The organism is Bacillus sp. FSL K6-6540, assembly GCF_038007545.1.
The window spans coordinates 807,244-834,221 of record NZ_JBBOXH010000002.1 but is presented as its reverse complement, the minus strand read 5'-3'; the positions used below and the strand labels follow the sequence as shown (position 1 = coordinate 834,221).

Here is a 26,978-nt window from a genome sequence, read left to right as displayed (position 1 = left end):
TTTCTCAAAAATAATCCCTATTTCTTTATATAGCTGACTGTTCTTTAGTATTGTACTTATGAAAACGTATTACCCCCGAAGCAGTTAAAACGCCTAATATAACTAACACAGCCCCAATAACTTGAAATACCTTTATTGGTGTTCCAACGGCAAATGAAATAATCATCGTTACAACGGGAACAAGGTTGAAAAATAAAGACGTTTTACTAGCCCCAATCTCTTTAATCCCCTGATTCCACCATAGGTAACCCAAAACACTTGTAAAGAAAGCCATAAAAGCAATTGCCCCCCAAACTCCAATCGGGATGTTCGATAAAGAAACAGGTTTGGATGTAAATAAGGAAACTACTATTAAACTAACAGCACCGATAGCCATCGTATAAGTGGTTGTAGATAGCGGAGTTCCATCCTTTACAAACCGACGTCCAAGTACACCATAAAGTGCCCAACAAACGTTACCTGTAAAGATTATTAAGTCTCCTCCTGAAATTGATAAGGTTTTAATGGTTTCGATAGAACCTTCTGTAATGACTAGCAATACACCAATGAAAGCAAAGAGTATGCCGAGTACTTGTTTTTTTGTCATTTTGTCCTTTAAGATAATTCGAGCGAGAATTGCTGTTAATAAAGGATTCAGCCCCATTATTAATGCTCCGTTAACGGGAGATGTATATTTTAAACCAACGAAAAACAAGGCATTAAATCCAAAGATTCCTATAATTCCAAGAACAATGTATGAAACGGCGTTTTTCCGTAATTGACTCTTCTTTATACCTTCAGTAAAAATCAAAATGATGAGCATCACCGCAGCAGCTAAACCGAAACGCCATGCCGCAGAAGACGATGGAGAAAAATATCCAACCGTATATTTTGCAAGATTAAAAGTAGCTCCTGTAAAAATAGAGAAGCCAAGTAACATCAGGTATATATTTAAATGTTTCATTTGTTTTCCACTTCCTCTTTCAAAATTGAATAATATGTATCCAGTTTTCCTTTTGTCGTAGAAATCACTTCTTCCAGCTCCCTTTTTTTAATTTCCATTTTCTCTAAGTGCTTGGTTAAAATCTCAATACGTTTATTTATAGATGGGGAGAGTTGTGCCGATTTAACATCCGAATTGATTTTTTCCAAAATGCATCCGTCTTTGACAAACTCATTAATATCCTCTAAAGACATACCTGTTTCCTTTAAACTTTTCAGGAATAACATGAACTGAATATCAGTCTCTGTATAAAAACGCCTTCCACTGTTTTTTCGTTTTGGTGGTGGAAGTAACCCAATCTTTTCGTAATATCTTAATGTATACGAACTAATACTAGTCTTCTCAGCAGCTTTACTAATGCAATACAACAACATCATCCCTCTCATTTAATTAAAGTTAGTTTACAATTTAGAGTTAACTCTAAGTCAAGCAAATAAAAAAAACTGCTACCGCATGGTTACGGATTGCAGTTTTTAGAAAATGAATGACATAAAAGGTAAACTGTATTGTTTGAACAAATAGTATTATCGTTTAAAATGGCTTTTGTTATCTTTTAATGGAGTTCCACACGATTTGATTATCCGGGCCACCAAACGCAAGTCATGATTTACTTCCTTTTTTGAGGATTGCTTATTTCGAAACCTTTTGTCGGTCGATAATGTAGACTTTTAATAACATAAGGTTTTGTTATTGATTCTGGAAGGAGAGTTAAAATGGATTACATCTATAAGGAAAAGAAAAATGGCAATCGTATAATATCAATCAGAGATAAATGGGAGAATGCATTTATTGAGTTTGAGCAAAAAGGTAATCAAATTGATATAGTGATCAATTATCGTAACGAGAAAACAACTAAGTTTTCGCTACCAATCGAGACTTTTGAGAAAGTGTATCAGGATATTAAAAATAAGTAGGAGAGATAGATAATAAAAATTCGGTTTGAAAATAATACTTAGGAAAGATCAAATTGTTTATAAAACTATAGATAATATAGAGTCATAAAAGATCTATTATGGTTATTCTAATAGACATGGCACCAATGACATGTCGAATTACCGATGCTGACCAGAACCGGCTTGTTTTCGCGTTTCGCTTTTTCATATGCTTCTTCTCCCCAAGGGAACCAGTCCACAGGGTTATGAGCATGTTGAAGTAAAATAAGTAGATTTCTCAGCGATTAATCTATTGGGTTTATTGTTAGTAGGCATTGGATCACCTTCTTTCGTTTTTTTATAAATACAAAACTTAGCCGATTACTTAAAAGAGGGAGAAGAAAATATACTATAATGCTTAATGATGTTAATTGAGGAGACATCGTCCTTTTCAATCCTCTTTTATTACAGAAAATTTGATATTGATAATTCCATAGTATATTAAGGGGAACCCATTATTTATGGATTCCCCTTTAGTTCAATAAGAAGGATTACTGTCGAGTGTTACTTTACAATGTTAGCCATTCCAATGATAAACGATTTGCACAACGCCAGAGGAAAATGTTCTTGTATTCACCATTTTTAAATTTATCCTCTGTTTTACATCAATAAACAACGGTTTTCCTTCTCCCAAAACAACAGGGTGAATAGATAATCTAAATTCATCAACAAGCCCCAAATTTATAAAAGTTGTAATGAGACTCGCTCCACCATATAGCCAGATGTCTTTACCAGGATTTTTCTTCAATTTATTTACTTCTTCAAGAATATTATCATTTATAAATATGGCTTGATTATCAATCTCATTTTGTGTTCTGGAAAAAACATATTTCTTTTTACTATGAACCAATTTCCAAAGTTCCTTTTCTGTATCAGGGTCTTCATTTTTTGGAATGTATTGTCCCCATAAATCGAAGCTTTTTCTACCATATAAAATAGTATCAATTTGATTTAAAAAATCAGTAAACCCCATATCAGGGTCCATAATACACCAATCAACTTCTCCATTTTTCCCTTCAATAAAACCATCTAAAGTAACTGCTAAATCTAAAATGATTCTTCTCTGTTTTAAGTTATTTGTCATAACTATTCATCCTTTTACATAAGAAGTTGGTTGAAATTCTTCTCCCACTCTCGCACCAGATGAACTAAGTTGCGTTTGTGGACAGAGTGAAGAACAGTATCCTAAAATGAAAGTGCCCACTACTCTTCGCAGCTTGATTAGCAGGAACACTCTTTATCTTCACTTGGTTAAATGAAAGCTCTGCTCGATTAAGTTATAGATTTCGCCTTCTGGATCTGTCCGTTCTAAAACAATTGAAATCCAATGTTCCTTATCCATATGATATCCGGGTAAGATATTTTCCCCGTTTCTTAAGCGATCACTTATTTCAGGGGGACATTTTAGATTTAGAATATCTATTTCGCCATGACCATCCAAGCCTAATTTTTCTGGGAGAACATTCATGATAAGACCGTACCATTTTTTGTTTGATGTATGTCTCAAAGAAGCATAGTTTGGGTATTTCTCCCACGGGTAATCAGGCGATGTACCGTATTTTTCTTTGACGTGTTTAAAGATATCTTCTCTTGTTAACATACTCAATCACTCCTTTATTCACTCTACTTTCTTCTTGAAAAAGTCAAAGAGCGATCCTTGGTTGTCCTTTGGATACTTCAATAGAGATGTCATCAATGGCAGAAGCTGTGTCAAAGCTTCCTCTCTCCACGGATACTAGTCAACAGGGTTGTGGGCGAGTTGAAGGAAGTATGATATTTCTCATTGAGTTTATTGTTAGTGGGCATAGGTTCATCTTCTTTTCTCTTGTTTCTATTCCTTTTTACTGTACCACAAGCCTCTGTTGAAATACCTCATTAAGATAGTGAAATATATAAGGTAATGGATGCCTTACCTAGTGCTGTTCTCTTTTGGAAGCTGTTATTGAATAGTATCGAAACGAGTTTACTAAATATTATCTCGATTGGCGGGGATTGATATGATCATTAAAATGACTAAATTGAATATGAAAGATTTCAATAAACCAAATGAACCTTTCGTTGTTTTTGGGAGAATGATACCTGCTTTTGAAAACGGTGTTTGGACATATACTGAGGAACGATTTTCTGAACCTTATTTTAAACAATATGAAGATGATGAAATGGATGTTAGTTATATTGAAGATGAAGGGAAGGTTGTCTTTTTATATTATGTTGAAAACAACTGCATCGGCCGGATTAAGATTCGTTCTAACTGGAATGGGTATGCACTAATAGAGGACATTGCCGTTGCAAAAGACTATAGACAAAAAGGCGTTGGAACAGCATTATTACATAAAGCGATTGAGTGGGCAAAGGAGAATCGCTTTTGTGGTCTTATGCTTGAAACACAAGATATTAATGTTTCAGCTTGTCGTTTTTATGCCAAACATCACTTTATAATAGGTGCAGTTGATACGATGCTTTATTCCAACCTTCCAACAGCAAATGAAATTGCGATTTTTTGGTACTATAAATTTTAATTTATCATAAAATTATTGAACGAAACGTAGCTTGTTTTGCGTTTCGTTTTTTCAAAGAAGAGGTTTTTTAACCCCTTCTATTCTTTGATAAGAATTGTTTTTCCACAATAGGCATAAAAACGTGAAGGAGCATTCCTCCCAAACAGACGGTTAATAGGGTTCCGATGCCGATAGGGCCTTTAAAGACGATGGCTAATACTAAGAAAAGAGCGTATACCAATGTTCTTGAAAACAAGATTGTTCTTTTGGAGAGATCTCGGATAATGAGTGTTAAATGATCGATTGGTGTTGATGCGAATTTCGTCTGAAGATAGATGGCTGTTCCAAGACCGATGAGCACCAAACCAATTCCGAAACAAATCAGTTTGCTTAACAACGCGTTTAGATAGAGGGTGTTTTTTACAACAAACAACCATAGGTCAATGCCTATTCCAGTAATGAATGCTGTAATCAAGCCCAGCAAAATAGGTTTTTTTCTCGTTAATATAGTGTTGCAGATTAAGAGGATCACAGAAATAAGGACCTCCCAGCTTCCTACGGTAAGTCCGACTTCTTTTGACAGACCAACCAAAAGGGCATCGAAGGGGGATGTGCCCAGCCCTGATTGTATGGTTAAGGAAATGCCCAAACTTAATATGAGTATGCCTAATCCGTAAAAAATATATTTCATGTTATATTCGGCGATATTTCTTTTGTCATCAGGACGTGAGGGATGCCGTCTTCCATAAATTCCTGTGAAGAAATCTGGTAGCCCAGTTTTTGATAAAAGCCTGCTGCTTGTGTTTGACCATGCAACTTACATGCAGTCAGTCCTTTTTCTTTTATGATTTCTTCTAACCCGCTTACGATGACTTTCCCCAATCCATACTTACGGTAAGGTTTTAGGATGCAGATTCTTTCCAGCTTTGCTGTATGGTCAACGATGCGCACACGGCCCGTGCCGACAGGCTGATTCTCATGATATACCAAGACATGCTGGCATTGTTCCTGGAGCGTATCAAATTCATCAAACTCTTCGGATTCCGATACATGTTGCTCCTCAATGAAAACCGTCTTTCTAATATTCAAAGCTGCATGTAAATCAGCTTCAGTTGTTATTCTTTTTATATTCATTATGAATCAATCCTTTTCTGATATTAGTCTGGACTGTACAGTATGCATGTGGTCTTATAATAGTAAGGTTAAAACATTTTTGTTGTAATTGCAACAAAAAATACGTGAGGGGTTTTAGGAATGAATGATATTTTGCGTGAGATCGGCATGATAGCAAGAGCGTTGGATTCCATAAGCAACATCGAATTTAAAGATTTGGACTTAACAAGAGGGCAGTATCTCTATCTCGTACGTATATACGAAAATCCGGGAATTATTCAAGAAAAATTGGCGGAAATGATAAAAGTGGATCGGACAACGGCCGCGCGGGCCATTAAGAAGCTGGAAATGCAGGGATTTATTCAAAAACTGCCGGATGAGCAAAATAAAAAAATAAAAAAACTGTTCCCGACTGAGAAAGGGAAAAAGGTATATCCATTGTTAAGAAGAGAAGGAGAACATTCCACGGAAGTGGCCTTGTCCGGTTTTACTTCAGAGGAAAAGGAAACCATTTCTGCACTCCTTCATAGAGTGAGGAAGAATATAGAACGTGATTGGGAATATGTGAAGAAGGGGAACAAAAGGGATTATTAATGGACAATGTTAACAAGTCGAGCTGATGCTGGCGAAAATCGGCGTCTCCTCCTCAAGAATTCCAGTCCGCTGGCCGTTCACTTCTGTTTTCTTTTGAACTATCAAAAATCTCCAAAGGGAGTGGTTTGCGTGAACTTGAGACAACTATCAGAACATGTCTATCAATGTGAATTTGAGCTTGATGTGCCTCTTCGTATTCCGGTTCATACCTGGTTTATCAAAGATGGTGATGATGTTTATATTGTTGATACGGGAATAGAACGTTTTGCTGATGCTCAAATTAGGGCAGCGTTAGCGATCGGCAATCCAAAAGCCATTTTGCTTACCCATGGCCACAGTGATCATATCGGAGGTGCATCAAAATGGTTAGAGAGATTTGATATTCCGATTTTTGCGCACCAGAAAGAACTAAAGTACATCAATGGGGAAGAGCCATATCCGAACAAAAATGAAGTGGAGAACACAGGGGTAGCCCATATTGTCCAGCCGCTGACGGAGCAAACGCTTGCTCACCTGCCTCTGAAATACTATTTAACACCTGGCCATTCGCCGGGGCATGTCGTGTATTATCATAAAATCGATCGTACGCTATTAACGGGCGACCTTTTTATCACAAGTAAGGAGGATTTACACCCACCTATAAGAAGATTCAGTGTTGATATAAATGAGAACATCGATAGCGGCTCAATCATAGATCAAATCAAACCAACGCTCATTTGCTCTTCACATGGCGAAGAAATTCTTTATAACGAAGAATTGTATAAAAACTATGTGGTAAGGTATAGGGATTAATGGAAGTGAAAAACATAAGCTGAAAAATCTCCAGCATGTTGAAGCCCTCGATCCGATTTACTCACACCCAAAAAGAAAAAATGGCAGCTGCCTGCTGCAGAGGCTTTTGCGGAGCTTGTTATACATTCGATTCGTTAGGAAAAAAGGATACTTTTCATTTTGTTTTCAAGGTTTCAGTGGTCTAGCGATGTATAATATATCCAATCATGATGATTGGGGGAATTCATTTGGAACAGCAATTGAAAGACCATCTCTGCGTGTGATCTGGCAATCCAAAATGAAGATTTTGATACACTGATGAATTATTATTCGGAAGATGCCGTTTTAGTCGTGAAGCCGGGCATGATCGCGCGAGGCAAAGAAGAAATCAAAAAAGCGTTTATTACGATTGCGAACTATTTCAATCATCATATTGTCCCGAAACAAGGGGAAATGATCCTGTTGGAAGCAGGTGACACGGTACTCGTCCTTTCTCAGACACTGCTTGATTCGGATAAAAAGGACTCCAAGTATGCGATGGAAAGAAGGGCGACCTATGTATTTAAGAAGAATGCGCAAGGCGAGTGGCTTTGTGTAATCGATAACTCATATGGTACGGATTTAATTGGTGTGTAAGATATGTCTTTGATGTGCCATTCCTGCATATAATGATTCATTCAGCTGATTAGGGAAGGTGACACAATTGAATGTGTATGACATCAGAATGGCTCCTTATTGGTTTTATGAAAGCAGAGGACTTGTTCAACATCCATACGTATTTCGGCAGCCTGTCTCCTCACGTGCAATCATTGCATCTACTCGCGGCGATGTAACGGGAGACGGCATTATTGACGAGGTCTTTCTAACTGGAAATCAAATGCCCGGCAGCCCGTTATGGAGAAATATCACATTGGTGATCCGTGATGGCAGAACCCATCAGGAGCAGCAGATTCAGCTTCAAAACAATATGGGATACAATCCGTCACTTTTTCTGGGGGATATGACAGGCGACAAGATTGAGGATGTGGCAGTGGTAATAGATACAGGGGGAAGCGGCGGTGCTATTTATGCATACGTGTTTGCCTATCTAAACAGGCAGTTTCGGCGAATTTTCAATTCAGATGTATTGAATGATGAATTAAAGTACAGTGTGAGGTATCAAAATCAATATAAAGCGAGCGTCATCAGTCATCAGCAAAACGAAATGTATATCCTCGACCTTACTTACAAAGGCAGGGAATATTTGAATGAGATTTATAACAGCCAAGGTGTGTTAAAAATGCCGATAGAAGGATGGGTGAATCCTTTATCGGGCTTGTATCCGGTTGATTTTGACAGAGACGGCGTATACGAATTTTTGGCGTACCAGCGGATAGCGGGAAGGTATAACGCCGACTCATTGGGATATGTTCAAACCGTATTAAAATGGAACGGACGGCGTTTTGTCGTTGACCGGCAGAATGTTTCGATTGTTGGCGGTGCTGTCTTGTAATCCTGATGGCTGTCACCCTATAAAGGGTGACAAAACACTACAGGTGTTCTGCAACGACAACCAAATAATAAGATAAACCGGCTTGCTGCTCTTCTAACATTCCTCTATGGAAATCATCTTGCATAAAAAAACGTGTTTGTTTTACGTAATCTTCTTTACTTGTCGGATGCCCGTTCTGATTTAGGAACTTAAGATGATTCATGACATGCTCTTGCACGGAAGGGTCATGATACGTTACACCATTTCTTAAAAAATCAGCCATCCTATCAAGAAAATGTTTAGCCTCTATTGCCATTTTGTTCATTTCATCGACATTGATTGTATGTGTATCCAATTCAAAATCGTAACGCTCTTTTAAATACCCATTTTGTTCTGCTAAAGATTGTTTCCATTCTTCAGCGCTTTCAAATCCTTTAAACATTACCTTATGATCCATGTTTTCGCCTTTTCTAGTGTATTCTAAAGATGTGTTGACTGTTTGAATGAGACGCTGATACTTTTCAATTTTCTTTTCAAACAGCTTTTTTTGTTTTTCTAATGTACTTGTTCTTTCAGCATCCTCTTTTAGTAATGTTTTGATTTCTGACAAAGGAATATCTAATTCTTTGTAAAAAAGGATTTCCTGCAGTCTTTTTAGTTCGTCAGCACCATAGTACCGATATCCGGCTTCGCTTATTTCCTTTGGGGCTAGCAAGCCGATTTTGTGGTAATGATAAAGCGTTTTGATTGTGACATTCGCAATATTGGATAGTTCTTTTACTGTTAATTTCACCATCCGACTCCTCCTTTCTTCTTTCACTATGAGGCCTTACTTTTGGTTGGAGTCAAGGATAAAATGGTGGTGTTTTCGTCCGAAGACAGCCTAGTGAATGTGGGAGAAAGAAAATAACACCTGGCGGATTCAAAGAAAAGAGTGCTTTTCAGCAAGCACTCTTTATTCCAGTTTAATTCGTTTTACATCCCCTAATACAAACACATAAAAAACCAATCCCAGCAACAGCACAAAACCAGCTACCAGAAAGCTGAGGGTAAAGGAGCCTGTCACATCAAACAAATACCCTGTCAGTGACGCAGCAATAATGCCTCCGAACAGGTTGTTTGCGAGATTCACCATGGAGCTCAGCATGGATACGGAACCGATCGGCGCGAGTTCTGCGGAGATGGACCAGCCGACCGGAGCGGTTGCGGAAATTCCGGCGAGTCCGATGGAAATGCAAATAATGGCTACGGTAATATTGTTCGTCAGAATGGATCCTAAAAAGAAAAAGCCAAAGCTCATTCCGACTATGATTACGGTTCGGTACACCTTGGTGTTAGGATAGCCTTTCTTAATAAAATAATCGACGAGCCAGCCGCCGACGGCAATTCCGGAAATGGTTGAGATCAGCCACGGCACTGCTGTAAATAAACCGGACGACATGAGATCCATACCGTATGTATGTTTAAAGAAAGTCGGAAGCCAGGTGAGCAGCAGGTTGAATGTATACCCGTACCCTGTAAATCCGATCATTAAGCCCCATACTTTCCGATTGGTGAAAAGCTTTTTTAAAAGCGGGCCCGTTTTGTAAGGGATTTGCTCTGTTGTAATGGCATTGTGTTTTTGAATATAGTTTAGTTCACTTTTAGAAATGCGTTTGTGCCGTTCAGGCTGTTCATAATACTGCCAGAAAAAGATCGTAAACAGCACATTGATGCATCCAATCGTCAAAAAAGCGACACGCCAGTCAAATGTTGTGACAAGAAAGGCGACCAATGGCGCGCCGATTACATTTGAAAACTTGGCGGCCGAATCGAACAGTGAGTTTGCCAATCCCCGCTCACTTGGAGGAAACCAGAGAGCGGTTGCTTTAGAGGCAGCGGGGAACGCAGAGGCGCTCGTCAGCCCAATGAGAAACCGGAACAGATACAACAGCAATTTTCCTTGCAAAAAAGCAAGAAGGATCGTTAAAAAGCTCCATATTGTCATTCCAACCCTCGTGACCCATGCGACCCCAAAACGGTCCAGCAAACTTCCGACAGGCAGCTGCATCAGTGTATAGGAATAGGTGTAAATGGAAAACACGATGCCGAGTTCAGTTGCAGTAAGATGAAACGAATCTTGTATCGCAGGGGCCGCTACCGAGATGGCCACTCGGTCAAAATAATTAAGAATAATAATGCCGCTAAGTAACGAAGATATGTACCATCTGGTATGCCCAGGCCGTTTCACGCGCTCTTGACTCATGATGAAAACCTCCTCTGTCATAGCATGATCTCCTGATAGAAAAACCATTCAAATTTTAAATACCACAGCGCGCTTTTATATAAACGGCAGGAATTTGACTGGAACAGATCGGTGCTTTAGAATGAAAGTAATAAAAATGAACACTCCAAAGGGGAGTAGCTTTCACAGTAAAGTCGTCATTACGGGACAAGGTGTCCTCGGCTTTGCTGGCAATCTCATTGTTAGCGAGACCTTTGCCAAATCTGATTTGGTGAAGGTCTTTTTGTTTCAGGAACTTCACCAAATTGGTGGAGTTTTTTCATTTTTATCAAAAAGGGAGAGGAGCATCAGAATGTCTAAGCTGAAAAAGTGGCTGAAGCGTGAATTGGTGAGGAAAGGGCTGCCGTTAGCGAAAGAGAAATTGATTCCGATCTTAAAAGAAAAAATGAAAAAGAAACGATGAGGGGGCTGAAGATGAAGATCATTTTGACAGTACTTGCCGGAGTGGGACTTTTGAGTGCAGGCGGATGCGGCATGCTTGATCAGGTGAACGACGGATTGAACTATACGAGTGAAGCAGCGGGGTATGTGGAGAAGGTGAAGACATTTGCAGAGGAAGCGCCTGAATTGGCTGAGAAAGCTGTAAATGACACCGAGGCGAAAGAAAAACTTGAAACGCAGCTTGAGTCGATTCAGAAGGCTGCCGCTGATTTTAATGAATTAACGCCGCCTGATGCCGCAGCGGAGATTCATCAAACCATTCAGGAACATAACAAAACCTTGCAGAAAAGCGCTGAAGATGTGTTGAAACAAGCCGAGGAAGGCAAGGTATCGCTTAAAGAATTGGAGCAGTCAGACCTGGTCCAAAACGCAAAGCAAATTACTGATGTGATGGGACAAATTGAGAAGCTGGGTGAATAAGAAAAAGCATCCCGACGCGGGATGCTTTTTGCTTATTCAGCCATTGCGTCTGTTAAGACAGGAACGACTTGTTTTTTACGGGAAACAACGCCTTTTAAGAGGGCTGTGTTGTTTTCTAATGTAACGTTGAACGCTTTTTCCACTTTCGCTGCTTCGTTACCGATTGCAAGAGCAAGTGAATCATTTTCTAAGATATCTGTGATAACGAGAAGGAACAGATCAAGATTCTTCTCAGCCACAACTTTTGAGATCACAGCTTCTAATTCAGCTTGGCGTTTTTTTACATCTTCAATGTCCACTGTGTTTACTTGTGCGATTTCGACTTTCTTGCTGCCGAGTGTAAATTCTTTCGCATCAAGAGAAATGAGCTCTTCCACTGTTTTTTTGCTTAGATCAGCGCCTGCTTTCAACATGTTCAAGCCGTATTCTTCAGCATCTACTCCAGCGATCTCCGCAAGCTCTTTTGCTGCTGCTACGTCTTGGTCCGTGCAAGTTGGAGATTTAAATAACAGGGAATCAGAAATGATCGCAGACAGCATAAGGCCGGCAATTTCTTTCTCGATTTTCACGTTATTCTCTTTGTACATTTTGTTTAAGATGGTAGCCGTACAGCCTACAGGCTCAGCACGATAGTAAAGCGGCTCAGCTGTTTCAAAGTTAGCGATGCGGTGATGGTCGATAACCTCTAAAACCTGAACCTCTTCAATGTCTTTGATGCTTTGCTGGCGTTCGTTATGGTCAACCAGGATAACGCCGTTTACTTCGTTTGCAGCTGTTTCAACAAGACGCGGGCTTTCTTGTTTGAAATAGTCAAGCGCGTATTGTGTTTCGCCGTTGACTTGTCCGAGGCGGACAGGCTCAGCATTGAAGCCGAGTTTGTTTTTCAAATCAGCATAAGCAATCGCAGAACAAATCGTATCTGTATCTGGGTTTTGGTGTCCGAAAATAAGTATCTTTTCCATGATAGCTCCTATCCTTTTTTAAGTAGTGTAATCTTTATATAGTTTAACACGTCTTGCTGCAGGTGTAATCATGCAAACCCTTAAAAATTGATGTGAATAAGAAGCATTTTCTTTGAGCTAAGGAGAAAAGGTGTGTAAAATACTGGGTAGATTAGTTGCAAAATGTAATGTAGTATCAAAAAAGGTACTATTGGAGGGTCAAGAATGAGTGAAAAAAAGAATATATACCCGAACAAAGAAGGCTGTCCAGTTGAATTCACTCTAGATGTCATTGGCGGAAAGTGGAAAGGAATTCTTTTTTATCACATGATAGATGGCAAGAAACGATTTAATGAGTTTCGGCGAATCTGCCCGAGTATTACTCAAAGAATGCTTACTCTCCAGCTGAGGGAGCTGGAAGCGGACGGCATCGTGCACCGTGAGGTTTATCACCAGGTGCCGCCCAAGGTAGAGTACTCTCTGACGGAATTTGGGCGCACGCTTGAACCGATTGTTTTGCAAATGAAAGAATGGGGAGAATCCAACAGAGACGTGCTGGAATCTTATCGTTCGAACGGCTTAGTGAAGGATCAGCAGAAATAGCAGCAAAGGGAACTCCTTTGCTGCTTGTTTTATTTCATTGAAATGGCTCTGTTGGCGTTTCTGACATCGTTTTTCAACAGTTCAGAAAGGTTGTAAGACGGATAATATCCATGCTGATACATGTATCGATAAACTTGGGCGTGCAGCTGGATGGCAGCATTCAGCTGTTTGACCAGTACGTTTCTTAATTGAGGTGTTGCTGTTTCTGTAATTGCGATGGCATAGCTGCGGACAGATGTTTTGGCAAAACCGAGCAGGTCACCGCTGTAAAATGGGTTATCTGCGCGTTCTTCTTCCTCATCCTCTCTGTGCGGAGCCTGTGGAAAGAACGGAAGAAGCTCTCTCAAATTTTGCTCAACACCCTGAATAGACACGTTATAAAGCTGTCTGAGCTGAGGGTCTTTTACTTCTCTTATCATTTTCTTCAGTTTAATGAGTCCGTTTGATTGAAAAGCAACCAGCTCGTGCATTTCTAATGTTTCATGCCAAGCCAATGTTCTGCGTTCATCCATGTGAAAATTCTCCTTTATCGATCAGATTCCATATCAGCATATGCCCAACGCTCAATGTTGTTCATGATGTTTTGAAGTTTTTAAAAAGGGAAATTCACCTTATATAGGATACGGGTTGAGAACATGCACAAAGAGGTGAAACACAATGTGGGACATGATAAAGAACTTTTTCTTGTTTAGCAGCGGCGTTCTGCAAGCAACAACCCTTTTACTGGTGATCTTAATTTTTATGTATGTCAGAAAAACGAAAAAGAAAAACAAGGAATCTTCTGGCTTTATGGATGATAAACATTAATTGTGATGGGCATTCTTTTCAAAGAATGTCTTTTCCTTTTTCATGTTTCACATGAAACATTAGCGTCATTTTACTTGCGATTTGGACTTATGTTAAAATATAAAAGTAAAATTTAGAGATGATATAAAAACATTCGGTGCAAAGCATGTTGCAGCGATGAACAAAAGAGCAGTCGTTTATGCTGCTCTTTTCTATTCGTATGTTCAGGATGATACGAGGTGACTAAGTGAAACAAACGAGAGCTTTAATGGAAGGTGCTATTTTAATCAGTCTGTTTGCGATCATTACGCTTCTGGTCGTTTATGTTCCTGTGATTGGAACAATTCTGTTATTTGCACTGCCGCTGCCAATGATCTTGTATACGATCAGACATGGATTGAAGCTAGGGATATGGATGGGCGCTGTCAGTCTTCCGGTTGTTTTTATTGTCGGGTCCTTTAACGGGCTTATTGTAGCTTTTATGTCAGCTTGCGCCGGCATTGCCATGGGACATTTTTTCAAAAGGAAAGAGCCCGGGCACGCCATTATTTCGGGCGCTCTTATTTATATGCTTAGTATTGTCTTCTATTTTGTGATAAGCATTCAGTTTTTGGGTATCAATATCATTGATGAGGCAATGACACAATACCGGCAATCTCTTGATATTGTAGAAACTGTAGCGAAGCAGTCGGGCAATGCTGGGCAGTTTGAGAAGCAATTAAAACTGATGGAAGAACAATTGGGTATCGTTCAATATCTTTTTCCAACAGCTATTGTGATGGTAGGAGTTATTTTTTCTTTCCTCAGTTACCTTATCGCTAAGCCGCTCTTAAGGCGATTCTCCCCCGATATTCCTAATCTAAAGCCTTTTAGAGAGTTGAAGTTTCCGCAAAGTGTTGTAGTACTGTATTTGATTATTGTCATGCTTTCATTTTTGCCTTTAGAAAAAGGCCAAATGCTGTACTCTATCGCTTTAAATGGGGAGTTTATACTCGGGTTTCTGATTTTCATCCAAGGTTTATCATTTATCTTTTTCTATTGCCATAAGAAACAATATCCAAAGGCTGCGGCTGTGATTGCTGTCATACTTGGGTTTGTGCATCCGGTCTTCATGGCGGCCATTCGCATTTTAGGCGTTTTAGATATGGGCTTTCATATAAGGAATAAGGTGAAGTGAACATGAGTTTTACTCACATGGTGGGGAGTGATAGAAATGCCAAGCTTTTATGAAAAACCGCTGTTTCGGTATCCCATCTATGCATTGATTGCTCTGTCAATTATTACAATCCTCATCAGCTTTTATTTTAACTGGATATTAGGAACCGTCGAAGTGCTGCTGCTGGCAGTTATTTTGTTTTTTATTAAGCGTGCTGATTCTCTTATTCGACAAGAGATTGATGCTTATATTTCTACGTTGTCCTACAGGTTGAAAAAAGTCGGTGAAGAGGCATTGATGGAAATGCCGATTGGAATCATGCTTTTTAATGACCAATATTATATAGAATGGGCAAATCCGTTTCTTTCCTCTTGTTTTAATGAAAGCACTTTAGTGGGGAGATCACTTTACGATACTTGTGAATCGGTAGTGCCGCTTATCAAACAAGAGGTGGAATCGGAAACGGTTACATTGAATGACCGCAAGTTTAGGGTTGTCATCAAACGGGATGAGCGTCTCTTATATTTCTTTGATGTAACAGAACAAATCCAGATTGAAAAGCTATATGAAAACGAAAGAACCGTCCTGGCATATATTTTCCTTGATAACTATGATGATGTGACACAAGGATTGGATGACCAGACGAGAAGCACGATGAACAGCCAGGTGACATCTTTGCTGAACGCTTGGGCGCAGGAGTACGGGATCTTCTTGAAAAGGACGTCTTCAGAACGCTTTATTGCTGTACTTAATGAACATATCTTAACTGAACTCGAAAATTCGAAGTTTTCGATTCTTGATGAAGTGCGGGAAAAAACCTCGTTTGACGGTGTAGCGCTGACGTTAAGCGTCGGTGTCGGGGCTTCAGTCTCTTCCCTGAAAGAACTTGGCGATTTGGCGCAATCCAGCTTGGACTTAGCACTGGGACGCGGCGGAGACCAGGTAGCCATTAAGCTGCCAAACGGCAAGGTGAAGTTTTACGGCGGTAAAACAAACCCAATGGAGAAACGAACAAGGGTGCGGGCCCGCGTGATTTCTCACGCCTTAAAGGAAATCGTCACCGAAAGCAGCAATGTGATTATCATGGGGCATAAATTCCCCGACATGGATTCTATCGGCGCAGCGATCGGGATTTTAAAGGTGGCTCAGGCAAATAACAAAGATGGTTTTATCGTGATTGACCCAAACCAAATCGGATCAAGTGTGCAGCGTTTGATTGGGGAAATCAAAAAATATGAAGAACTGTGGTCAAGATTTATTACGCCTGAAGAAGCAATGGAGATTTCCAATGATGACACACTGCTTGTGATCGTTGATACACATAAGCCGTCACTCGTCATGGAGGAACGGCTGGTCAATAAAATTGAACATATCGTGGTCATCGACCATCACCGAAGAGGTGAGGAGTTTATCAGAGATCCGCTGCTCGTTTATATGGAACCATACGCTTCTTCCACAGCGGAATTGGTGACAGAGCTGCTTGAATATCAGCCGAAGCGCTTAAAAATCAATATGATTGAAGCAACAGCCCTATTAGCTGGTATAATAGTGGATACAAAGAGCTTTTCTCTCCGCACGGGCTCGCGGACTTTCGATGCGGCTTCTTATTTAAGGGCAAAAGGCGCCGACACGGTGCTGGTGCAGAAGTTTCTGAAAGAAACCGTTGATTCCTATATTAAACGGGCGAAGCTGATCCAGCATACGGTCCTCTATAAAGATAACATTGCGATTGCTTCTCTTCCTGAAAATGAAGAGGAATACTTCGATCAAGTGCTGATTGCGCAGGCTGCCGATTCGCTGCTATCGATGAGTGAGGTTGAGGCTTCATTTGCGGTGGCGAGACGGGATGAACAAACGGTTTGTATCAGTGCTCGGTCGCTTGGCGAGGTAAATGTTCAGATCATCATGGAGGCCCTGGAAGGCGGAGGGCATTTAACAAATGCGGCGACTCAGTTGTCCGGCATTTCAGTTTCTGAAGCGCTGGAACGGCTGAAGCACGCCATAGATGAGTATTTTGAGGGAGGCGTACAGAGATGAAGGTTATTTTCTTACAAGATGTAAAAGGAAAAGGAAAAAAAGGCGAAGTCAAAAACGTAGCAGACGGTTATGCGCATAACTTTCTAATTAAAAAAGGCCTCGCGGTTGAAGCGAACGCGTCAAACATCAGCGCGTTAAACGGACAAAAGCAGAAAGAGAAAAAAGAAGCCATTGCTGAGCTTGAGCAGGCTAAGAGCTTGAAAGAGACATTAGAAAAACTGACTGTTGAGCTTAGCGCAAAATCAGGTGAGGGCGGCCGTTTATTTGGTTCAGTGACAAGCAAGCAAATCACTGAACAGCTCCAAAAAGACCATAACATTAAAGTAGATAAGCGGAAGCTTGAACTGCCGGACGGCATTCGTGCATTAGGATATACAAACGTGCCTGTGAAGCTGCATCCTGAAGTGCAGGCTGTGTTAAAGGTACATGTAAAAGAAGAAGCTTAATAGAAAAGAGGCTTGGATTCATCCAAGCCTCTTTTTTTATTCCACGAGATAAAGAGTTTGCTGGCTTTCTCCGCCAGGTCCTCTTCGCATTCCCTGCACGCTGTTTGTGCTGCTGGAGGAACCGCTGTACTCGTCAGATGTTATTTCTTTTCCGTTTTTCTTAATCCAGGAAACAAGTTCGCTGTTGCCTGAGTTGTTTTCTGACAGAAGGAAGTATTTCACTTTGCCTTCTTTGATCAGTTTTTTCAGTTCCGACACAGTCAGAATGGGATCCGTGCCGTTAAACCCGCCCATTGCCATAACAGATTCATTTTCGTAAATGATGTATGGCGCAGCTGTTACGGTTGTCAAAGTAGCAAATAAATATTCTTCGCCGGTATTGTGTTTTCTCAGATAGGACAGGAGCCCGCTGTCGACCTCTGAAGAGAACATGTTCCCGCCGTTTGCTGAGCCTTTGAGCTGCGGGCCGGATTCAGGAAGGACGCTGTTGCCACCGTATAGAAGCGGCGTTGCTGACCAGTAAACTGGTGTGAGAAGCAGAACGCACAAGCTGATGATGGTCAGCAGCTTACTGAACGGATGGCTGCGTTTAAGCATCAGAAGTGCAAGGGTGATGCCCAGTCCTAAGAGCCCCAGGACATACATCCATACACTGCCGATTTGGCTTGTATAAGCGCTCAGAATATACATCTGAAACACGGCTGTGATCAAGACGGCTGCCGGCAGAAGATAGCTGGACCAGTCTTTATTATTTTTGTATAAGCGGTGCATCGTATACCATCCGATACCAGAAAGGGCGGCAATCGGCGGTGCCAGCATAATCAAATAATACTGGTGGAAGAATCCTGCGATGCTGAAGAAACCAGCCACGGGAACAAGCCAAGCCGCCCAGAATAGCGTTTCTTTCATTTTAGCAGCATGTCCGCGGCGATCACGGTACCAGCTGACGATTGCGCCCAGTAATCCGATCAATGAGAATGGAAGCATCCAGCTGATTTGGCCGGAAAGTGCTGATTGGAAAAGACGAAGCGGGCCAGGATCACCGGTGCCGAACATATTCATGCTTTTTCCGCCGCCAGGCCCTCCATTTCCAGGCCCGTTGCCACCTGTGGGAGGTGTGCCTCCGCCTCCATTGAGAGCGCCGGTTTGTCCGTTAGGCGGCTGAGGCGCCTGTGAATGGTTTCCGAATGATTGATTTCCGTTCTGAGAAAAAGATGAACCGTTGCCATTTGGCGCTTGCATGTTGTCTTGATTCTGCATGTTCCCTCCGCCAGCAGCATTCATATCACCCTTTGCAAGGCCCGTAGTTTGCCCAAGCAGACGCTCTGTGCCGTTGTAGCCAAAGGCCAGTTCTAGCACTGAGTTAGTCTGGCTGCTTCCTACATAAGGCCGGCTTGAGGAAGAGGCTGAATCCACTGCAATCGCCCATGAGAGTGAAAGGCCTGTCAGAAGGACAAGAGACAGGAGCAGGGACCCGATTTTTTTCTTTAGAGAAACCCGAGATGCAACTAGGTAGAATAACACAAATGCAGGCAATACCATAAACGCTTGCATCATCTTCATATTAAAGGCGAGCCCAATTAGGGCAAATGCCATCAGCAGCCAAACCAGCTTGCCTTGTTTTACTGCCCTAAGCAGACAAGCTGAACCGAGCAATAAGGTAAAAACAAGCATGCTGTCGATATTGTTTGTCCGGCTGACAGCTACTGCGATAGGGGTCAGTGCCATGACAAGTGCGGCAATGCGGGCCGCTCCAATTCCAAAAGTCGGCTTAATCATTCTGTAGAGAAGGAATACAGACCCAACTCCGGCAAGAGCCTGGGGAATGATGACACTCCACGTGTGAACACCGAAAATCAGTGCGAAAATCGTTTGAATCCATAACACGACAGGAGGCTTATCTACTGTCACAAATCCAGAAGGGTCAAATGACGCATAAAAGAAATTATGGAAGCTTTGCGTCATGCTTTTTACAGCCGCCAAATAGTACTGGTTCGCTGTGTCCTCCTGCCAAATGTGATACGTATTCAAAAAAGCTGCTCCCAGCAAAATAAAAATAAGGGCTGCGTCGAATCGTTTGGTTTTCATCGTTTTTCACCTCTTTATGGTGTCTAATTGTAAAAAACAAATATGAAAAACTTATGAATAAACCATAAATATTCAAAGAAAAAAGCGGAGATATTTTCCCCGCTTTTATGCTGAATTTCTTTGTTTTTCTGACTGAAAAATGTATCGATCTCGTCCGGCTCCCTGTCCAGCTGCTCCCATTACGATCAGGGCAGCAATGAGAAGCACAATCGGCATCGTCCAAGAATGCGTCTGGTCAAAGAGATAGCCGACAAAGATTGGCCCGACTGCTGCCAGCAGGTAGCCGAATGACTGAGACATGCCTGACAGCGCAGCGGCCTGTTGGGCATTTTCACTGCGGAGACCAATCAAAGTAAGGGCCAGACTAATGCTGGAGCCTTGCCCGATACCGATAATGATCATCCAGATGGCAAGCAATGTATGGCTTCCGCCCGCTAATAATCCGCAGAGGCCGATCAGATAAACTGAGGCCAGCGCCGCAACGATACCGCGCTGCTGTTTCACACGGTCAGCTAAAACTGGCGTCAGAAAAGTGGAAGGCAGACTCGCAAATTGCATGAGTGATACCATCCATCCGGCTGTTGCCGTATCAATCCCGTGTGAACGGAGAATTTCAGGAAACCAAGCGATGCTGCTGTAAAATAAAAACGATTGCAGGCCCATAAAGATGGTGACATACCATGCCATTTTGGAAGCCCAAATGGAACTGGATTGCAGCTTCATTGTCTGGTTTGCCGTATCTCGATGGCGCAGCTGAGGTATCCAGATCAGCAATGCAAGCAAAGCCAGCCCGCCCCATAAGAGAAAGGCTTGTTTCCATCCGCCATTCATCTGGGTCGCTAAAGGAACGCTGACACCCGATGCTAAAGCTGCGAATATATTCATTGATGTCGTATACAGGCTGATCATGATCCCTGGCTTTTCAGGGTATTTATGTTTGATTAAGCTTGGCAAAAGTACGTTACCAATCGCAATCCCGACGCCGATAAGTGCCGTTCCGAAAAACAAAGCGGCAGTATAGCCGGTAGAACGAGTCAGAACACCGATCAGCAGTATCACGAGACCTAGCCATAAAGTTCGCTCATTACCGAGGCGCTGTCCAAGCTTAGGTGCAAGTGGAGAAAGAACTGCAAACGAAAGCAGCGGCAGTGCGGTCAAAAAACCGGCTGCCCCATTGGACATGTGCAGCTCTGCCCGGATAGAGCTAATGACCGGACCGACTGAAGTGATCGCGGGCCGTAAGTTAAAGGCGATAAAGATAATGCCGGTGATCAGCCAAAATGATTGGATTTTTTTATTATGTGGATGTGGCAAAGCAGTTACTCCTCTTTTCTAACATATACATGATATTATCCCGAAACAGGTAAGCAAGTATGTGAATGAAGGCTATGATTTGTCCTCTTTTTGCAGTTCAGCCATTTTGGCAAGCAGAATATGCTGAGGCATATGCATGATCTGTTCAAGCGGCAGATTCAAGGACTCTGCAAGCTTTTGTGCAGTTTCGGCAGAAATTTGCAAAGGTCTCACAAAAGATCCCTCCTCTCTTCTGTCCATTGTACAAGAATCAGATGTGAAATGTAAGAAGATGTCACAAAGGAATAGAGCAATCGGAAAATGACCGTTATAAAAGAGGTAAGGAGGGTTCTTATGCACGCACCGTTATCCTTATTAAAACAAATGCTGAAGGAACACCAAATAGACACTGAAAAAGCTGTCACTTTCGAAGAATATATAGCAATGAGGTTAAAGCTTCAGGAGCTGATGGGGAAATTTGCTTCGATCGGGGAGTGGGATCTGTATCAAAAAGCGGCAGATTTGATGATGCACATAGGCATCCAATGGATGAAATAAACCGATAACCGCTAAAAAACCCTCGCTGCAGCGAAGGCTTTCATTCATTAAAATGAGTGTTCTTCTTCCACATTTTTAAACTGGTCATAAATTACAAGCTTAGACGGACTGTTTTCCTTAGCCACCTGTTTGGCCTTTTCAATAGCGGCGTCTTTAGACGTATACAAAGCTGTCGGCGCTACATTCTCCACCTCAATAAACCAGCCGTCCGCATCAACATTAGGCGTAATCGCATATTTCTTTATCATCTTTCATTCCTCCCTCATGTTTTATTGCATTTTTCCCGCCTTGTTACTGTCCGAAACGATCCAATCTGCTAACTGAAAAAAACAGGAAACAGACAATTTTTCTATTTTTTTTCTGTAGAAATGGTAGAATGGAGGTTGGAGATTTTTTAATGAGAGGACGGTGCTTAGCATGACAGACCTTCTGAATGACCGGCTTCCTCCGCAAAATATAGAAGCCGAACAAGCCGTGTTAGGCGCTATTTTTTTACAGCCGTCTGCTTTAACACTGGCTTCAGAAGTATTGATTCCAGATGATTTCTATAGAATGTCCCACCAAAAAATCTATAATGCGATGCTGGTGCTCGGTGACCGAGGTGAACCGGTTGATCTGGTGACAGTCACATCAGAGCTTGCGAACACAGACCTGCTGGAAGAAGTAGGCGGCATTTCATATTTGACAGATATCGCAAACTCGGTGCCGACAGCGGCTAACATAGAATATTACGCGAAAATCGTTGAGGAAAAATCGATTCTTCGCCGATTAATCAGAACTGCGACAACGATTGCTCAAGACGGGTATACCCGTGAGGATGAGGTCGAGGATTTACTCAGTGAAGCGGAAAAAACGATTATGGAAGTGGCACAGCGCAAAAACACGAGTGCCTTCCAAAATATTAAGGACGTCCTTGTCCAGACCTATGATAATATCGAACAGCTTCACAATCGAAAAGGTGATATCACGGGAATTCCAACAGGGTTTACGGAGCTTGACCGGATGACTGCGGGTTTCCAGCGCAACGACTTGATCATTGTGGCTGCCCGTCCTTCAGTAGGGAAAACAGCCTTTGCCCTGAACATCGCACAAAACGTGGCGACGAAGACCGATGAGAGCGTAGCGATTTTCAGTCTTGAGATGGGTGCCGAGCAGCTCGTTATGCGTATGCTCTGTGCCGAGGGAAATATCAATGCCCAGAATCTCCGTACAGGTAACCTGACCGAAGAGGATTGGGGCAAGCTGACGATGGCAATGGGAAGCCTATCGAACAGCGGGATTTACATCGATGATACACCGGGTATTCGAGTGAGTGAAATCCGTGCCAAGTGCCGCCGCTTGAAGCAGGAAAGCGGGCTGGGCATGATTTTGATCGATTACCTGCAATTGATTCAGGGAAGCGGTCGTTCAAAGGACAACCGTCAGCAGGAAGTATCTGAAATTTCCCGTGAACTGAAGTCGATTGCCAGGGAACTGCAAGTCCCTGTTATCGCGCTTTCTCAGCTTTCCAGGGGTGTTGAGCAGCGTCAGGATAAACGTCCGATGATGTCTGATATCCGGGAATCAGGAAGTATCGAGCAGGACGCGGATATTGTCGCGTTCCTTTATCGTGATGACTACTATGACAAAGAAACCGAGAATAAAAATATTATCGAAATTATTATCGCCAAACAGCGTAACGGCCCGGTAGGAACCGTGTCTCTTGCGTTCGTAAAAGAATACAACAAATTCGTCAACCTGGAACGGCGTTTTGATGACGCAGGCGTTCCGCCCGGCGCATAAGCCCCAAGAGCTGCTCTTGGGGTTTTTTTCATTCGAAAGATGGAAGAAATGACGTTCGCTCAGCGGATGAAAATTTGAAAGCGTTTTAATAAAATGGTGCAAAAAGGAGATGGTAACAATATGGGAAAACGTTTTTCGTCTTTTCAAGCAGCACAACTCCGAATTGCGCGTCCTACGGGCCAGCTTGATGAGATTATTCGTTTTTACGAAGAGGGACTGTGTTTGAAACGAATAGGAGAATTTTCAAAGCATAACGGGTATGACGGTGTCATGTTCGGCCTTCCTCATGCCGATTATCATTTAGAATTCACCCAGTATGAAGGGGGAAGCGCTGCCCCCGTTCCCCATCCCGACAGCCTTCTTGTTTTTTATGTGCCGAATGCAGATGAACTGGCAGCGATCACTTCAAAGCTAAAGCACATGGGCTATCAAGAGGTCGAATCAGAGAACCCGTACTGGAGCAATGGGGGCGTGACGATAGAGGACCCGGACGGCTGGCGGGTCGTTTTTATGAATTCAAAAGGGATATCAGGCAAGTGATTCTTTCTTATGCTAAAGGATGAAAGTTTCGCAAGCTTTTTATGACAAAACAGTGAGAAAACGCTTATAAAACGAAAGGAAGCGAACGAATATAGATTTACAATAATTTAATGTTCGGATTTACAATTGACTTTCTGTTTCTTCACTGATAAACTTGATTTGTTTGAATAGAATCGTTTTGAAAGGTTAACGGAGGTGCACGGACATGTCTTCAGTAGTTGTAGTAGGTACGCAATGGGGCGATGAAGGAAAAGGTAAAATTACAGATTTCCTATCAGAAAATGCAGAAGTGATCGCCCGTTATCAAGGCGGAAATAACGCAGGACATACAATCAAGTTTGACGGAATCACATATAAGCTTCACTTAATCCCGTCTGGAATTTTCTATAAGGATAAAACGTGTGTAATCGGAAACGGAATGGTTGTAGATCCGAAAGCATTAGTCACAGAGCTTGCGTATCTTCATGAGCGCAACGTGAGTACAGATAACCTGAGAATCAGCAACAGAGCTCACGTCATTCTGCCGTATCATTTGAAATTGGATGAAGTGGAAGAAGAGCGTAAAGGGGCTAACAAGATCGGCACAACGAAAAAAGGAATCGGCCCTGCTTACATGGATAAAGCAGCCCGCATCGGAATTCGCATCGCGGATCTGTTAGACCGTGACGCGTTTGCGGAAAAGCTTGAGCGCAATCTTGAAGAAAAAAACCGTCTTCTCGAGAAAATGTACGAGACAGAAGGGTTTAAACTTGAGGATATCTTAGACGAATATTATGAGTACGGCCAGCAGATTAAAAAATATGTTTGCGATACATCTGTTGTCTTAAACGATGCTCTTGATGAAGGGCGCCGTGTATTATTTGAAGGCGCACAAGGGGTTATGCTCGATATCGACCAAGGAACATACCCGTTTGTTACGTCATCTAACCCGGTTGCCGGCGGTGTCACGATCGGTTCTGGTGTCGGCCCGACCAAAATCAAGCACGTTGTCGGTGTATCAAAAGCATATACGACTCGTGTCGGCGACGGTCCTTTCCCGACTGAGCTGAAAGATGAAATCGGCGATCAAATCCGTGAAGTCGGACGCGAATATGGAACAACAACAGGCCGCCCGCGCCGTGTCGGCTGGTTTGACAGCGTTGTTGTCCGCCACGCCCGCCGTGTGAGCGGAATTACAGATCTTTCTCTGAACTCAATTGACGTCCTAACAGGAATTGAAACGTTGAAAATCTGTGTGGCGTACCGCTACAAAGGCGAAATCATTGAAGAATTCCCAGCAAGTCTTAAGGCACTTGCTGAATGTGAGCCGGTTTATGAAGAAATGCCAGGCTGGACTGAGGATATTACAGGTGCGAAGAGCTTGAGCGAGCTTCCGGAAAATGCGCGCCATTATCTTGAGCGTGTGTCTCAGCTGACAGGCATTCCGCTTTCTATTTTCTCTGTCGGTCCAGACCGCTCACAAACAAATGTCCTTCGCAGTGTGTACCGTGCGAACTAAATAGAATATGTCTGCAAGCCCCTATATCAGGGGCTTGTTTTTTGTTTGAAAGCCGCATATAAGTTGGTCTGAGAAAAAAATATGAAAAAAAACCAAAAAAGTTATTGCCACTTCTATTTGTTCGTGATATTATAAATCTCGTTGTTACGGAAACTGCTTCAATAGAGTACGAGATAAGAACTAGATCTAAGTCGTTTGCTCTATAGAAATTCCGACATCTTTAAGAGCCATTAGCTCAGTTGGTAGAGCATCTGACTTTTAATCAGAGGGTCGAAGGTTCGAGTCCTTCATGGCTCACCATTTCGTGAAGGCCCGTTGGTCAAGCGGTTAAGACACCGCCCTTTCACGGCGGTAACACGGGTTCGAATCCCGTACGGGTCATTGATTTACTTTAGCGTTATTGCTAAATTCCTTATTTGTCTGTGAGAGCTGACACGACAGCTCTCCGGGCAATTACTGTAAGGTCCGGTAGTTCAGTTGGTTAGAATGCCTGCCTGTCACGCAGGAGGTCGCGGGTTCGAGTCCCGTCCGGACCGCCATTTTACTTTACTTAGTAGAGAAAAATAAAACATTTGGCTCGGTAGCTCAGTTGGTAGAGCAACGGACTGAAAATCCGTGTGTCGGCGGTTCGATTCCGTCCCGAGCCACTTACCAAACGCATCTGCAATCGTAGGTGCGTTTTTTCTTTTAGGAAAAAGGCAAACATGAGGAGTGTTATAATAGAAGAAAAAGGGAGAACCGGCCCTGCGGCCGGTTCAAAGAAGAAGACGTCATTGATAAAGACGCACTCCGGTGAGAGGAGGTTTCAATAAAGTTATCTTTTTTAAAAAAAGTTGACCAGCATGACAATAGATAAACAACTGGCGATAAAGGTGAAACATGTGTTTTTTTTTCTAAACCTTTATTTTTTTTATCTTTTGACCTTAAACCGTTATAATAGACAAGGACCCATTCTTTACATGGGCCATAAGTGATGAAACGAATGTTATATAGATGAAATGAAGTCATTCGGCAGGAGGAAAATCAAAATGATGGATAAAAAGATCCTTGTAGTAGATGATGAAAAACCGATTGCAGATATATTGGAATTTAACTTAAGAAAAGAAGGCTATGAAGTGCACTGTGCCCACGACGGAAACGAAGCCGTTGAAATGGTAGAAGAGCTTCAGCCTGATTTAATTCTTTTAGATATTATGCTCCCGAATAAAGACGGCGTTGAGGTATGCCGTGAAGTCAGAAAGAAATACGATATGCCAATCATTATGCTGACGGCTAAGGATTCAGAAATTGACAAGGTTATCGGGCTCGAAATCGGTGCTGATGACTATGTCACAAAACCATTCAGCACACGTGAGCTCTTGGCACGTGTAAAAGCGAACCTGCGCCGCCAGCTGACAACAGCGCCTGCGGAGGAAGAGCCTTCCTCTAACGAGATTCATATCGGCTCTCTCGTCATCTTCCCTGACGCGTACGTTGTATCAAAACGAGATGAAACAATCGAATTGACTCATCGTGAGTTCGAATTGCTTCATTATTTAGCAAAACATATCGGACAAGTGATGACCCGTGAACATTTGCTTCAAACCGTTTGGGGCTATGATTACTTCGGCGATGTCAGAACGGTTGACGTAACAGTCCGTCGGCTTCGTGAAAAAATCGAGGACAACCCGAGCCATCCAAATTGGATCGTCACACGCCGCGGTGTAGGTTATTACTTGAGAAACCCAGAACAGGACTAATGCCC

At 42.2% G+C, this 26,978-nt stretch carries 31 protein-coding genes, 4 tRNA genes and 3 pseudogenes; 23 read left to right on the top strand and 15 right to left on the bottom strand.

Going from position 1 to position 26,978, the window contains the following annotated elements; all coding sequences use genetic code 11:
- Positions 1 to 25: 25 nt before the first annotated feature.
- Together MHH82_RS36645 and MHH82_RS36640 are read right to left on the bottom strand one after the other, a co-directional pair.
- The gene (locus tag MHH82_RS36645) at positions 26 to 943 is read right to left on the bottom strand and encodes a DMT family transporter (RefSeq protein ID WP_041850268.1); all 918 of its coding nucleotides are present in this window, start codon (positions 941 to 943) and stop codon (positions 26 to 28) included.
- Positions 940 to 1,356 (bottom strand): MerR family transcriptional regulator, encoded by a 417-nt coding sequence (locus tag MHH82_RS36640; RefSeq protein WP_041850269.1) that lies wholly within the window; start codon positions 1,354 to 1,356, stop codon positions 940 to 942. Before MHH82_RS36640 ends, MHH82_RS36645 begins: the two co-directional genes overlap by 4 nt.
- A 339-nt stretch (positions 1,357 to 1,695) precedes the next feature.
- On the opposite strand from MHH82_RS36640, the gene MHH82_RS36630 reads away from it, so the two are divergent.
- A complete protein-coding gene (locus MHH82_RS36630; RefSeq protein ID WP_021481098.1) occupies positions 1,696 to 1,896 on the top strand; it encodes a hypothetical protein in 201 nt (66 codons plus the stop codon).
- Between the two features lie 113 nt (positions 1,897 to 2,009).
- Here the strand turns inward: MHH82_RS36630 and MHH82_RS36625 are convergent.
- The 3 genes and pseudogenes from MHH82_RS36625 to MHH82_RS36615 all read right to left on the bottom strand — a co-directional run.
- Positions 2,010 to 2,190: pseudogene (locus MHH82_RS36625) on the bottom strand (DUF255 domain-containing protein); the annotation flags it as partial.
- Positions 2,191 to 2,431: 241 nt separating this feature from the next.
- Complete coding sequence (locus MHH82_RS36620) at positions 2,432 to 2,998, bottom strand: dihydrofolate reductase family protein (RefSeq protein ID WP_003243497.1); 567 nt, start codon at positions 2,996 to 2,998, stop codon at positions 2,432 to 2,434.
- Between the two features lie 159 nt (positions 2,999 to 3,157).
- Complete coding sequence (locus tag MHH82_RS36615; RefSeq protein ID WP_003244448.1) at positions 3,158 to 3,514, bottom strand: MmcQ/YjbR family DNA-binding protein; 357 nt, start codon at positions 3,512 to 3,514, stop codon at positions 3,158 to 3,160.
- A gap of 397 nt (positions 3,515 to 3,911) precedes the next feature.
- Between MHH82_RS36615 and satA the strand changes: the two genes are divergently transcribed.
- On the top strand, positions 3,912 to 4,433 hold the full coding sequence (gene satA / locus MHH82_RS36610; protein ID WP_072175421.1) for a streptothricin N-acetyltransferase SatA: 522 nt from the start codon (positions 3,912 to 3,914) through the stop codon (positions 4,431 to 4,433).
- 67 nt (positions 4,434 to 4,500) lie between these two features.
- On the opposite strand, the gene MHH82_RS36605 is transcribed toward satA, so the two are convergent.
- Both MHH82_RS36605 and MHH82_RS36600 read right to left on the bottom strand, forming a co-directional pair.
- Positions 4,501 to 5,103 carry a YczE/YyaS/YitT family protein gene (locus MHH82_RS36605; protein ID WP_021481093.1) on the bottom strand — a complete coding sequence of 201 codons (603 nt, stop codon included), beginning with the start codon at positions 5,101 to 5,103 and terminating at the stop codon, positions 4,501 to 4,503.
- Positions 5,100 to 5,546, bottom strand: a complete 447-nt coding sequence (locus MHH82_RS36600; RefSeq protein ID WP_072175422.1) for a GNAT family N-acetyltransferase — start codon at positions 5,544 to 5,546, stop codon at positions 5,100 to 5,102. The genes MHH82_RS36605 and MHH82_RS36600 overlap by 4 nt, the downstream gene beginning before the upstream one ends.
- A 120-nt stretch (positions 5,547 to 5,666) precedes the next feature.
- Between MHH82_RS36600 and MHH82_RS36595 the strand changes: the two genes are divergently transcribed.
- From MHH82_RS36595 to MHH82_RS36575, 5 genes and pseudogenes are all read left to right on the top strand, one after another.
- Positions 5,667 to 6,119 carry a MarR family transcriptional regulator gene (locus MHH82_RS36595; RefSeq protein WP_003226875.1) on the top strand — a complete coding sequence of 151 codons (453 nt, stop codon included), beginning with the start codon at positions 5,667 to 5,669 and terminating at the stop codon, positions 6,117 to 6,119.
- Between the two features lie 129 nt (positions 6,120 to 6,248).
- The gene (locus MHH82_RS36590; protein WP_032724976.1) at positions 6,249 to 6,911 is read left to right on the top strand and encodes an MBL fold metallo-hydrolase; all 663 of its coding nucleotides are present in this window, start codon (positions 6,249 to 6,251) and stop codon (positions 6,909 to 6,911) included.
- A gap of 7 nt (positions 6,912 to 6,918) precedes the next feature.
- Positions 6,919 to 7,049, top strand: a pseudogene (locus MHH82_RS36585) (LysR family transcriptional regulator); the annotation flags it as partial.
- Positions 7,050 to 7,138: 89 nt separating this feature from the next.
- Positions 7,139 to 7,526: pseudogene (locus tag MHH82_RS36580) on the top strand (YybH family protein).
- Positions 7,527 to 7,593: 67 nt separating this feature from the next.
- Complete coding sequence (locus MHH82_RS36575; RefSeq protein WP_043940255.1) at positions 7,594 to 8,382, top strand: hypothetical protein; 789 nt, start codon at positions 7,594 to 7,596, stop codon at positions 8,380 to 8,382.
- A 37-nt stretch (positions 8,383 to 8,419) separates the two neighbouring features.
- On the opposite strand, the gene MHH82_RS36570 is transcribed toward MHH82_RS36575, so the two are convergent.
- Together MHH82_RS36570 and MHH82_RS36565 are read right to left on the bottom strand one after the other, a co-directional pair.
- On the bottom strand, positions 8,420 to 9,157 hold the full coding sequence (locus MHH82_RS36570) for a MerR family transcriptional regulator (protein ID WP_043940254.1): 738 nt from the start codon (positions 9,155 to 9,157) through the stop codon (positions 8,420 to 8,422).
- Positions 9,158 to 9,316: 159 nt separating this feature from the next.
- A complete protein-coding gene (locus MHH82_RS36565; protein WP_014478548.1) occupies positions 9,317 to 10,627 on the bottom strand; it encodes an MFS transporter in 1,311 nt (436 codons plus the stop codon).
- Between the two features lie 100 nt (positions 10,628 to 10,727).
- Here MHH82_RS36565 and MHH82_RS36560 point away from each other — a divergent pair, with 100 nt between their 5' ends.
- Together MHH82_RS36560 and MHH82_RS36555 are read left to right on the top strand one after the other, a co-directional pair.
- Positions 10,728 to 11,048, top strand: a complete 321-nt coding sequence (locus MHH82_RS36560) for a hypothetical protein (protein WP_003226899.1) — start codon at positions 10,728 to 10,730, stop codon at positions 11,046 to 11,048.
- A gap of 11 nt (positions 11,049 to 11,059) precedes the next feature.
- Entirely contained in the window at positions 11,060 to 11,506 is a 447-nt protein-coding gene (locus MHH82_RS36555; RefSeq protein ID WP_043940253.1) for a DUF6376 family protein, read from the top strand.
- 32 nt (positions 11,507 to 11,538) lie between these two features.
- Here the strand turns inward: MHH82_RS36555 and MHH82_RS36550 are convergent, their stop codons facing one another.
- Positions 11,539 to 12,468 carry a manganese-dependent inorganic pyrophosphatase gene (locus tag MHH82_RS36550; protein ID WP_003226902.1) on the bottom strand — a complete coding sequence of 310 codons (930 nt, stop codon included), beginning with the start codon at positions 12,466 to 12,468 and terminating at the stop codon, positions 11,539 to 11,541.
- Between the two features lie 204 nt (positions 12,469 to 12,672).
- On the opposite strand from MHH82_RS36550, the gene hypR reads away from it, so the two are divergent.
- Positions 12,673 to 13,050 carry a transcriptional regulator HypR gene (gene hypR, locus MHH82_RS36545; protein WP_003242487.1) on the top strand — a complete coding sequence of 126 codons (378 nt, stop codon included), beginning with the start codon at positions 12,673 to 12,675 and terminating at the stop codon, positions 13,048 to 13,050.
- Between the two features lie 29 nt (positions 13,051 to 13,079).
- Here hypR and cotF read toward each other — a convergent pair whose 3' ends face one another.
- Positions 13,080 to 13,562 (bottom strand): spore coat protein CotF, encoded by a 483-nt coding sequence (cotF, locus tag MHH82_RS36540; RefSeq protein ID WP_003243364.1) that lies wholly within the window; start codon positions 13,560 to 13,562, stop codon positions 13,080 to 13,082.
- Positions 13,563 to 13,707: 145 nt separating this feature from the next.
- On the opposite strand from cotF, the gene MHH82_RS36535 reads away from it, so the two are divergent.
- From MHH82_RS36535 to rplI, 4 genes are all read left to right on the top strand, one after another.
- On the top strand, positions 13,708 to 13,857 hold the full coding sequence (locus MHH82_RS36535; protein WP_003226909.1) for a hypothetical protein: 150 nt from the start codon (positions 13,708 to 13,710) through the stop codon (positions 13,855 to 13,857).
- A 226-nt stretch (positions 13,858 to 14,083) separates the two neighbouring features.
- Complete coding sequence (locus tag MHH82_RS36530; RefSeq protein ID WP_003243969.1) at positions 14,084 to 15,013, top strand: YybS family protein; 930 nt, start codon at positions 14,084 to 14,086, stop codon at positions 15,011 to 15,013.
- A 36-nt stretch (positions 15,014 to 15,049) separates the two neighbouring features.
- Positions 15,050 to 17,029, top strand: coding sequence for a cyclic-di-AMP phosphodiesterase GdpP (gene gdpP, locus MHH82_RS36525; RefSeq protein ID WP_003242517.1), 1,980 nt, complete (start codon positions 15,050 to 15,052; stop codon positions 17,027 to 17,029).
- Entirely contained in the window at positions 17,026 to 17,475 is a 450-nt protein-coding gene (gene rplI, locus MHH82_RS36520; RefSeq protein WP_003226915.1) for a 50S ribosomal protein L9, read from the top strand. Before gdpP ends, rplI begins: the two co-directional genes overlap by 4 nt.
- A 36-nt stretch (positions 17,476 to 17,511) precedes the next feature.
- On the opposite strand, the gene MHH82_RS36515 is transcribed toward rplI, so the two are convergent.
- From MHH82_RS36515 to MHH82_RS36505, 3 genes are all read right to left on the bottom strand, one after another.
- Positions 17,512 to 19,563 (bottom strand): ArnT family glycosyltransferase, encoded by a 2,052-nt coding sequence (locus tag MHH82_RS36515; protein ID WP_072175423.1) that lies wholly within the window; start codon positions 19,561 to 19,563, stop codon positions 17,512 to 17,514.
- Between the two features lie 105 nt (positions 19,564 to 19,668).
- Positions 19,669 to 20,877 (bottom strand): CynX/NimT family MFS transporter, encoded by a 1,209-nt coding sequence (locus tag MHH82_RS36510; protein WP_003226917.1) that lies wholly within the window; start codon positions 20,875 to 20,877, stop codon positions 19,669 to 19,671.
- 72 nt (positions 20,878 to 20,949) lie between these two features.
- On the bottom strand, positions 20,950 to 21,090 hold the full coding sequence (locus MHH82_RS36505; protein ID WP_003242786.1) for a YycC family protein: 141 nt from the start codon (positions 21,088 to 21,090) through the stop codon (positions 20,950 to 20,952).
- 120 nt (positions 21,091 to 21,210) lie between these two features.
- On the opposite strand from MHH82_RS36505, the gene MHH82_RS36500 reads away from it, so the two are divergent.
- Positions 21,211 to 21,414, top strand: a complete 204-nt coding sequence (locus MHH82_RS36500; protein ID WP_003244312.1) for a hypothetical protein — start codon at positions 21,211 to 21,213, stop codon at positions 21,412 to 21,414.
- A gap of 47 nt (positions 21,415 to 21,461) precedes the next feature.
- Here the strand turns inward: MHH82_RS36500 and MHH82_RS36495 are convergent, their stop codons facing one another.
- Entirely contained in the window at positions 21,462 to 21,662 is a 201-nt protein-coding gene (locus tag MHH82_RS36495) for a DUF2188 domain-containing protein (protein WP_003226922.1), read from the bottom strand.
- A gap of 169 nt (positions 21,663 to 21,831) precedes the next feature.
- Here MHH82_RS36495 and dnaB point away from each other — a divergent pair, with 169 nt between their 5' ends.
- The 8 genes from dnaB to walR all read left to right on the top strand — a co-directional run bounded on the left by dnaB (position 21,832) and on the right by walR (position 26,973).
- Complete coding sequence (dnaB, locus tag MHH82_RS36490; RefSeq protein WP_003226923.1) at positions 21,832 to 23,196, top strand: replicative DNA helicase; 1,365 nt, start codon at positions 21,832 to 21,834, stop codon at positions 23,194 to 23,196.
- A 120-nt stretch (positions 23,197 to 23,316) separates the two neighbouring features.
- The gene (locus MHH82_RS36485; RefSeq protein ID WP_072175424.1) at positions 23,317 to 23,736 is read left to right on the top strand and encodes a VOC family protein; all 420 of its coding nucleotides are present in this window, start codon (positions 23,317 to 23,319) and stop codon (positions 23,734 to 23,736) included.
- A 205-nt stretch (positions 23,737 to 23,941) separates the two neighbouring features.
- Entirely contained in the window at positions 23,942 to 25,234 is a 1,293-nt protein-coding gene (gene purA / locus MHH82_RS36480) for an adenylosuccinate synthase (protein ID WP_003226929.1), read from the top strand.
- Positions 25,235 to 25,458: 224 nt separating this feature from the next.
- Positions 25,459 to 25,534, top strand: a tRNA-Lys gene (locus MHH82_RS36475).
- Positions 25,535 to 25,543: 9 nt separating this feature from the next.
- Positions 25,544 to 25,615: transfer RNA gene (locus tag MHH82_RS36470), tRNA-Glu, on the top strand.
- Positions 25,616 to 25,696: 81 nt separating this feature from the next.
- Positions 25,697 to 25,773, top strand: a tRNA-Asp gene (locus MHH82_RS36465).
- Positions 25,774 to 25,808: 35 nt separating this feature from the next.
- Positions 25,809 to 25,881: transfer RNA gene (locus tag MHH82_RS36460), tRNA-Phe, on the top strand.
- A gap of 384 nt (positions 25,882 to 26,265) precedes the next feature.
- Positions 26,266 to 26,973, top strand: coding sequence for a cell wall metabolism DNA-binding response regulator WalR (gene walR / locus MHH82_RS36455; protein WP_003244363.1), 708 nt, complete (start codon positions 26,266 to 26,268; stop codon positions 26,971 to 26,973).
- The last annotated feature ends 5 nt before the right edge of the window (positions 26,974 to 26,978 follow it).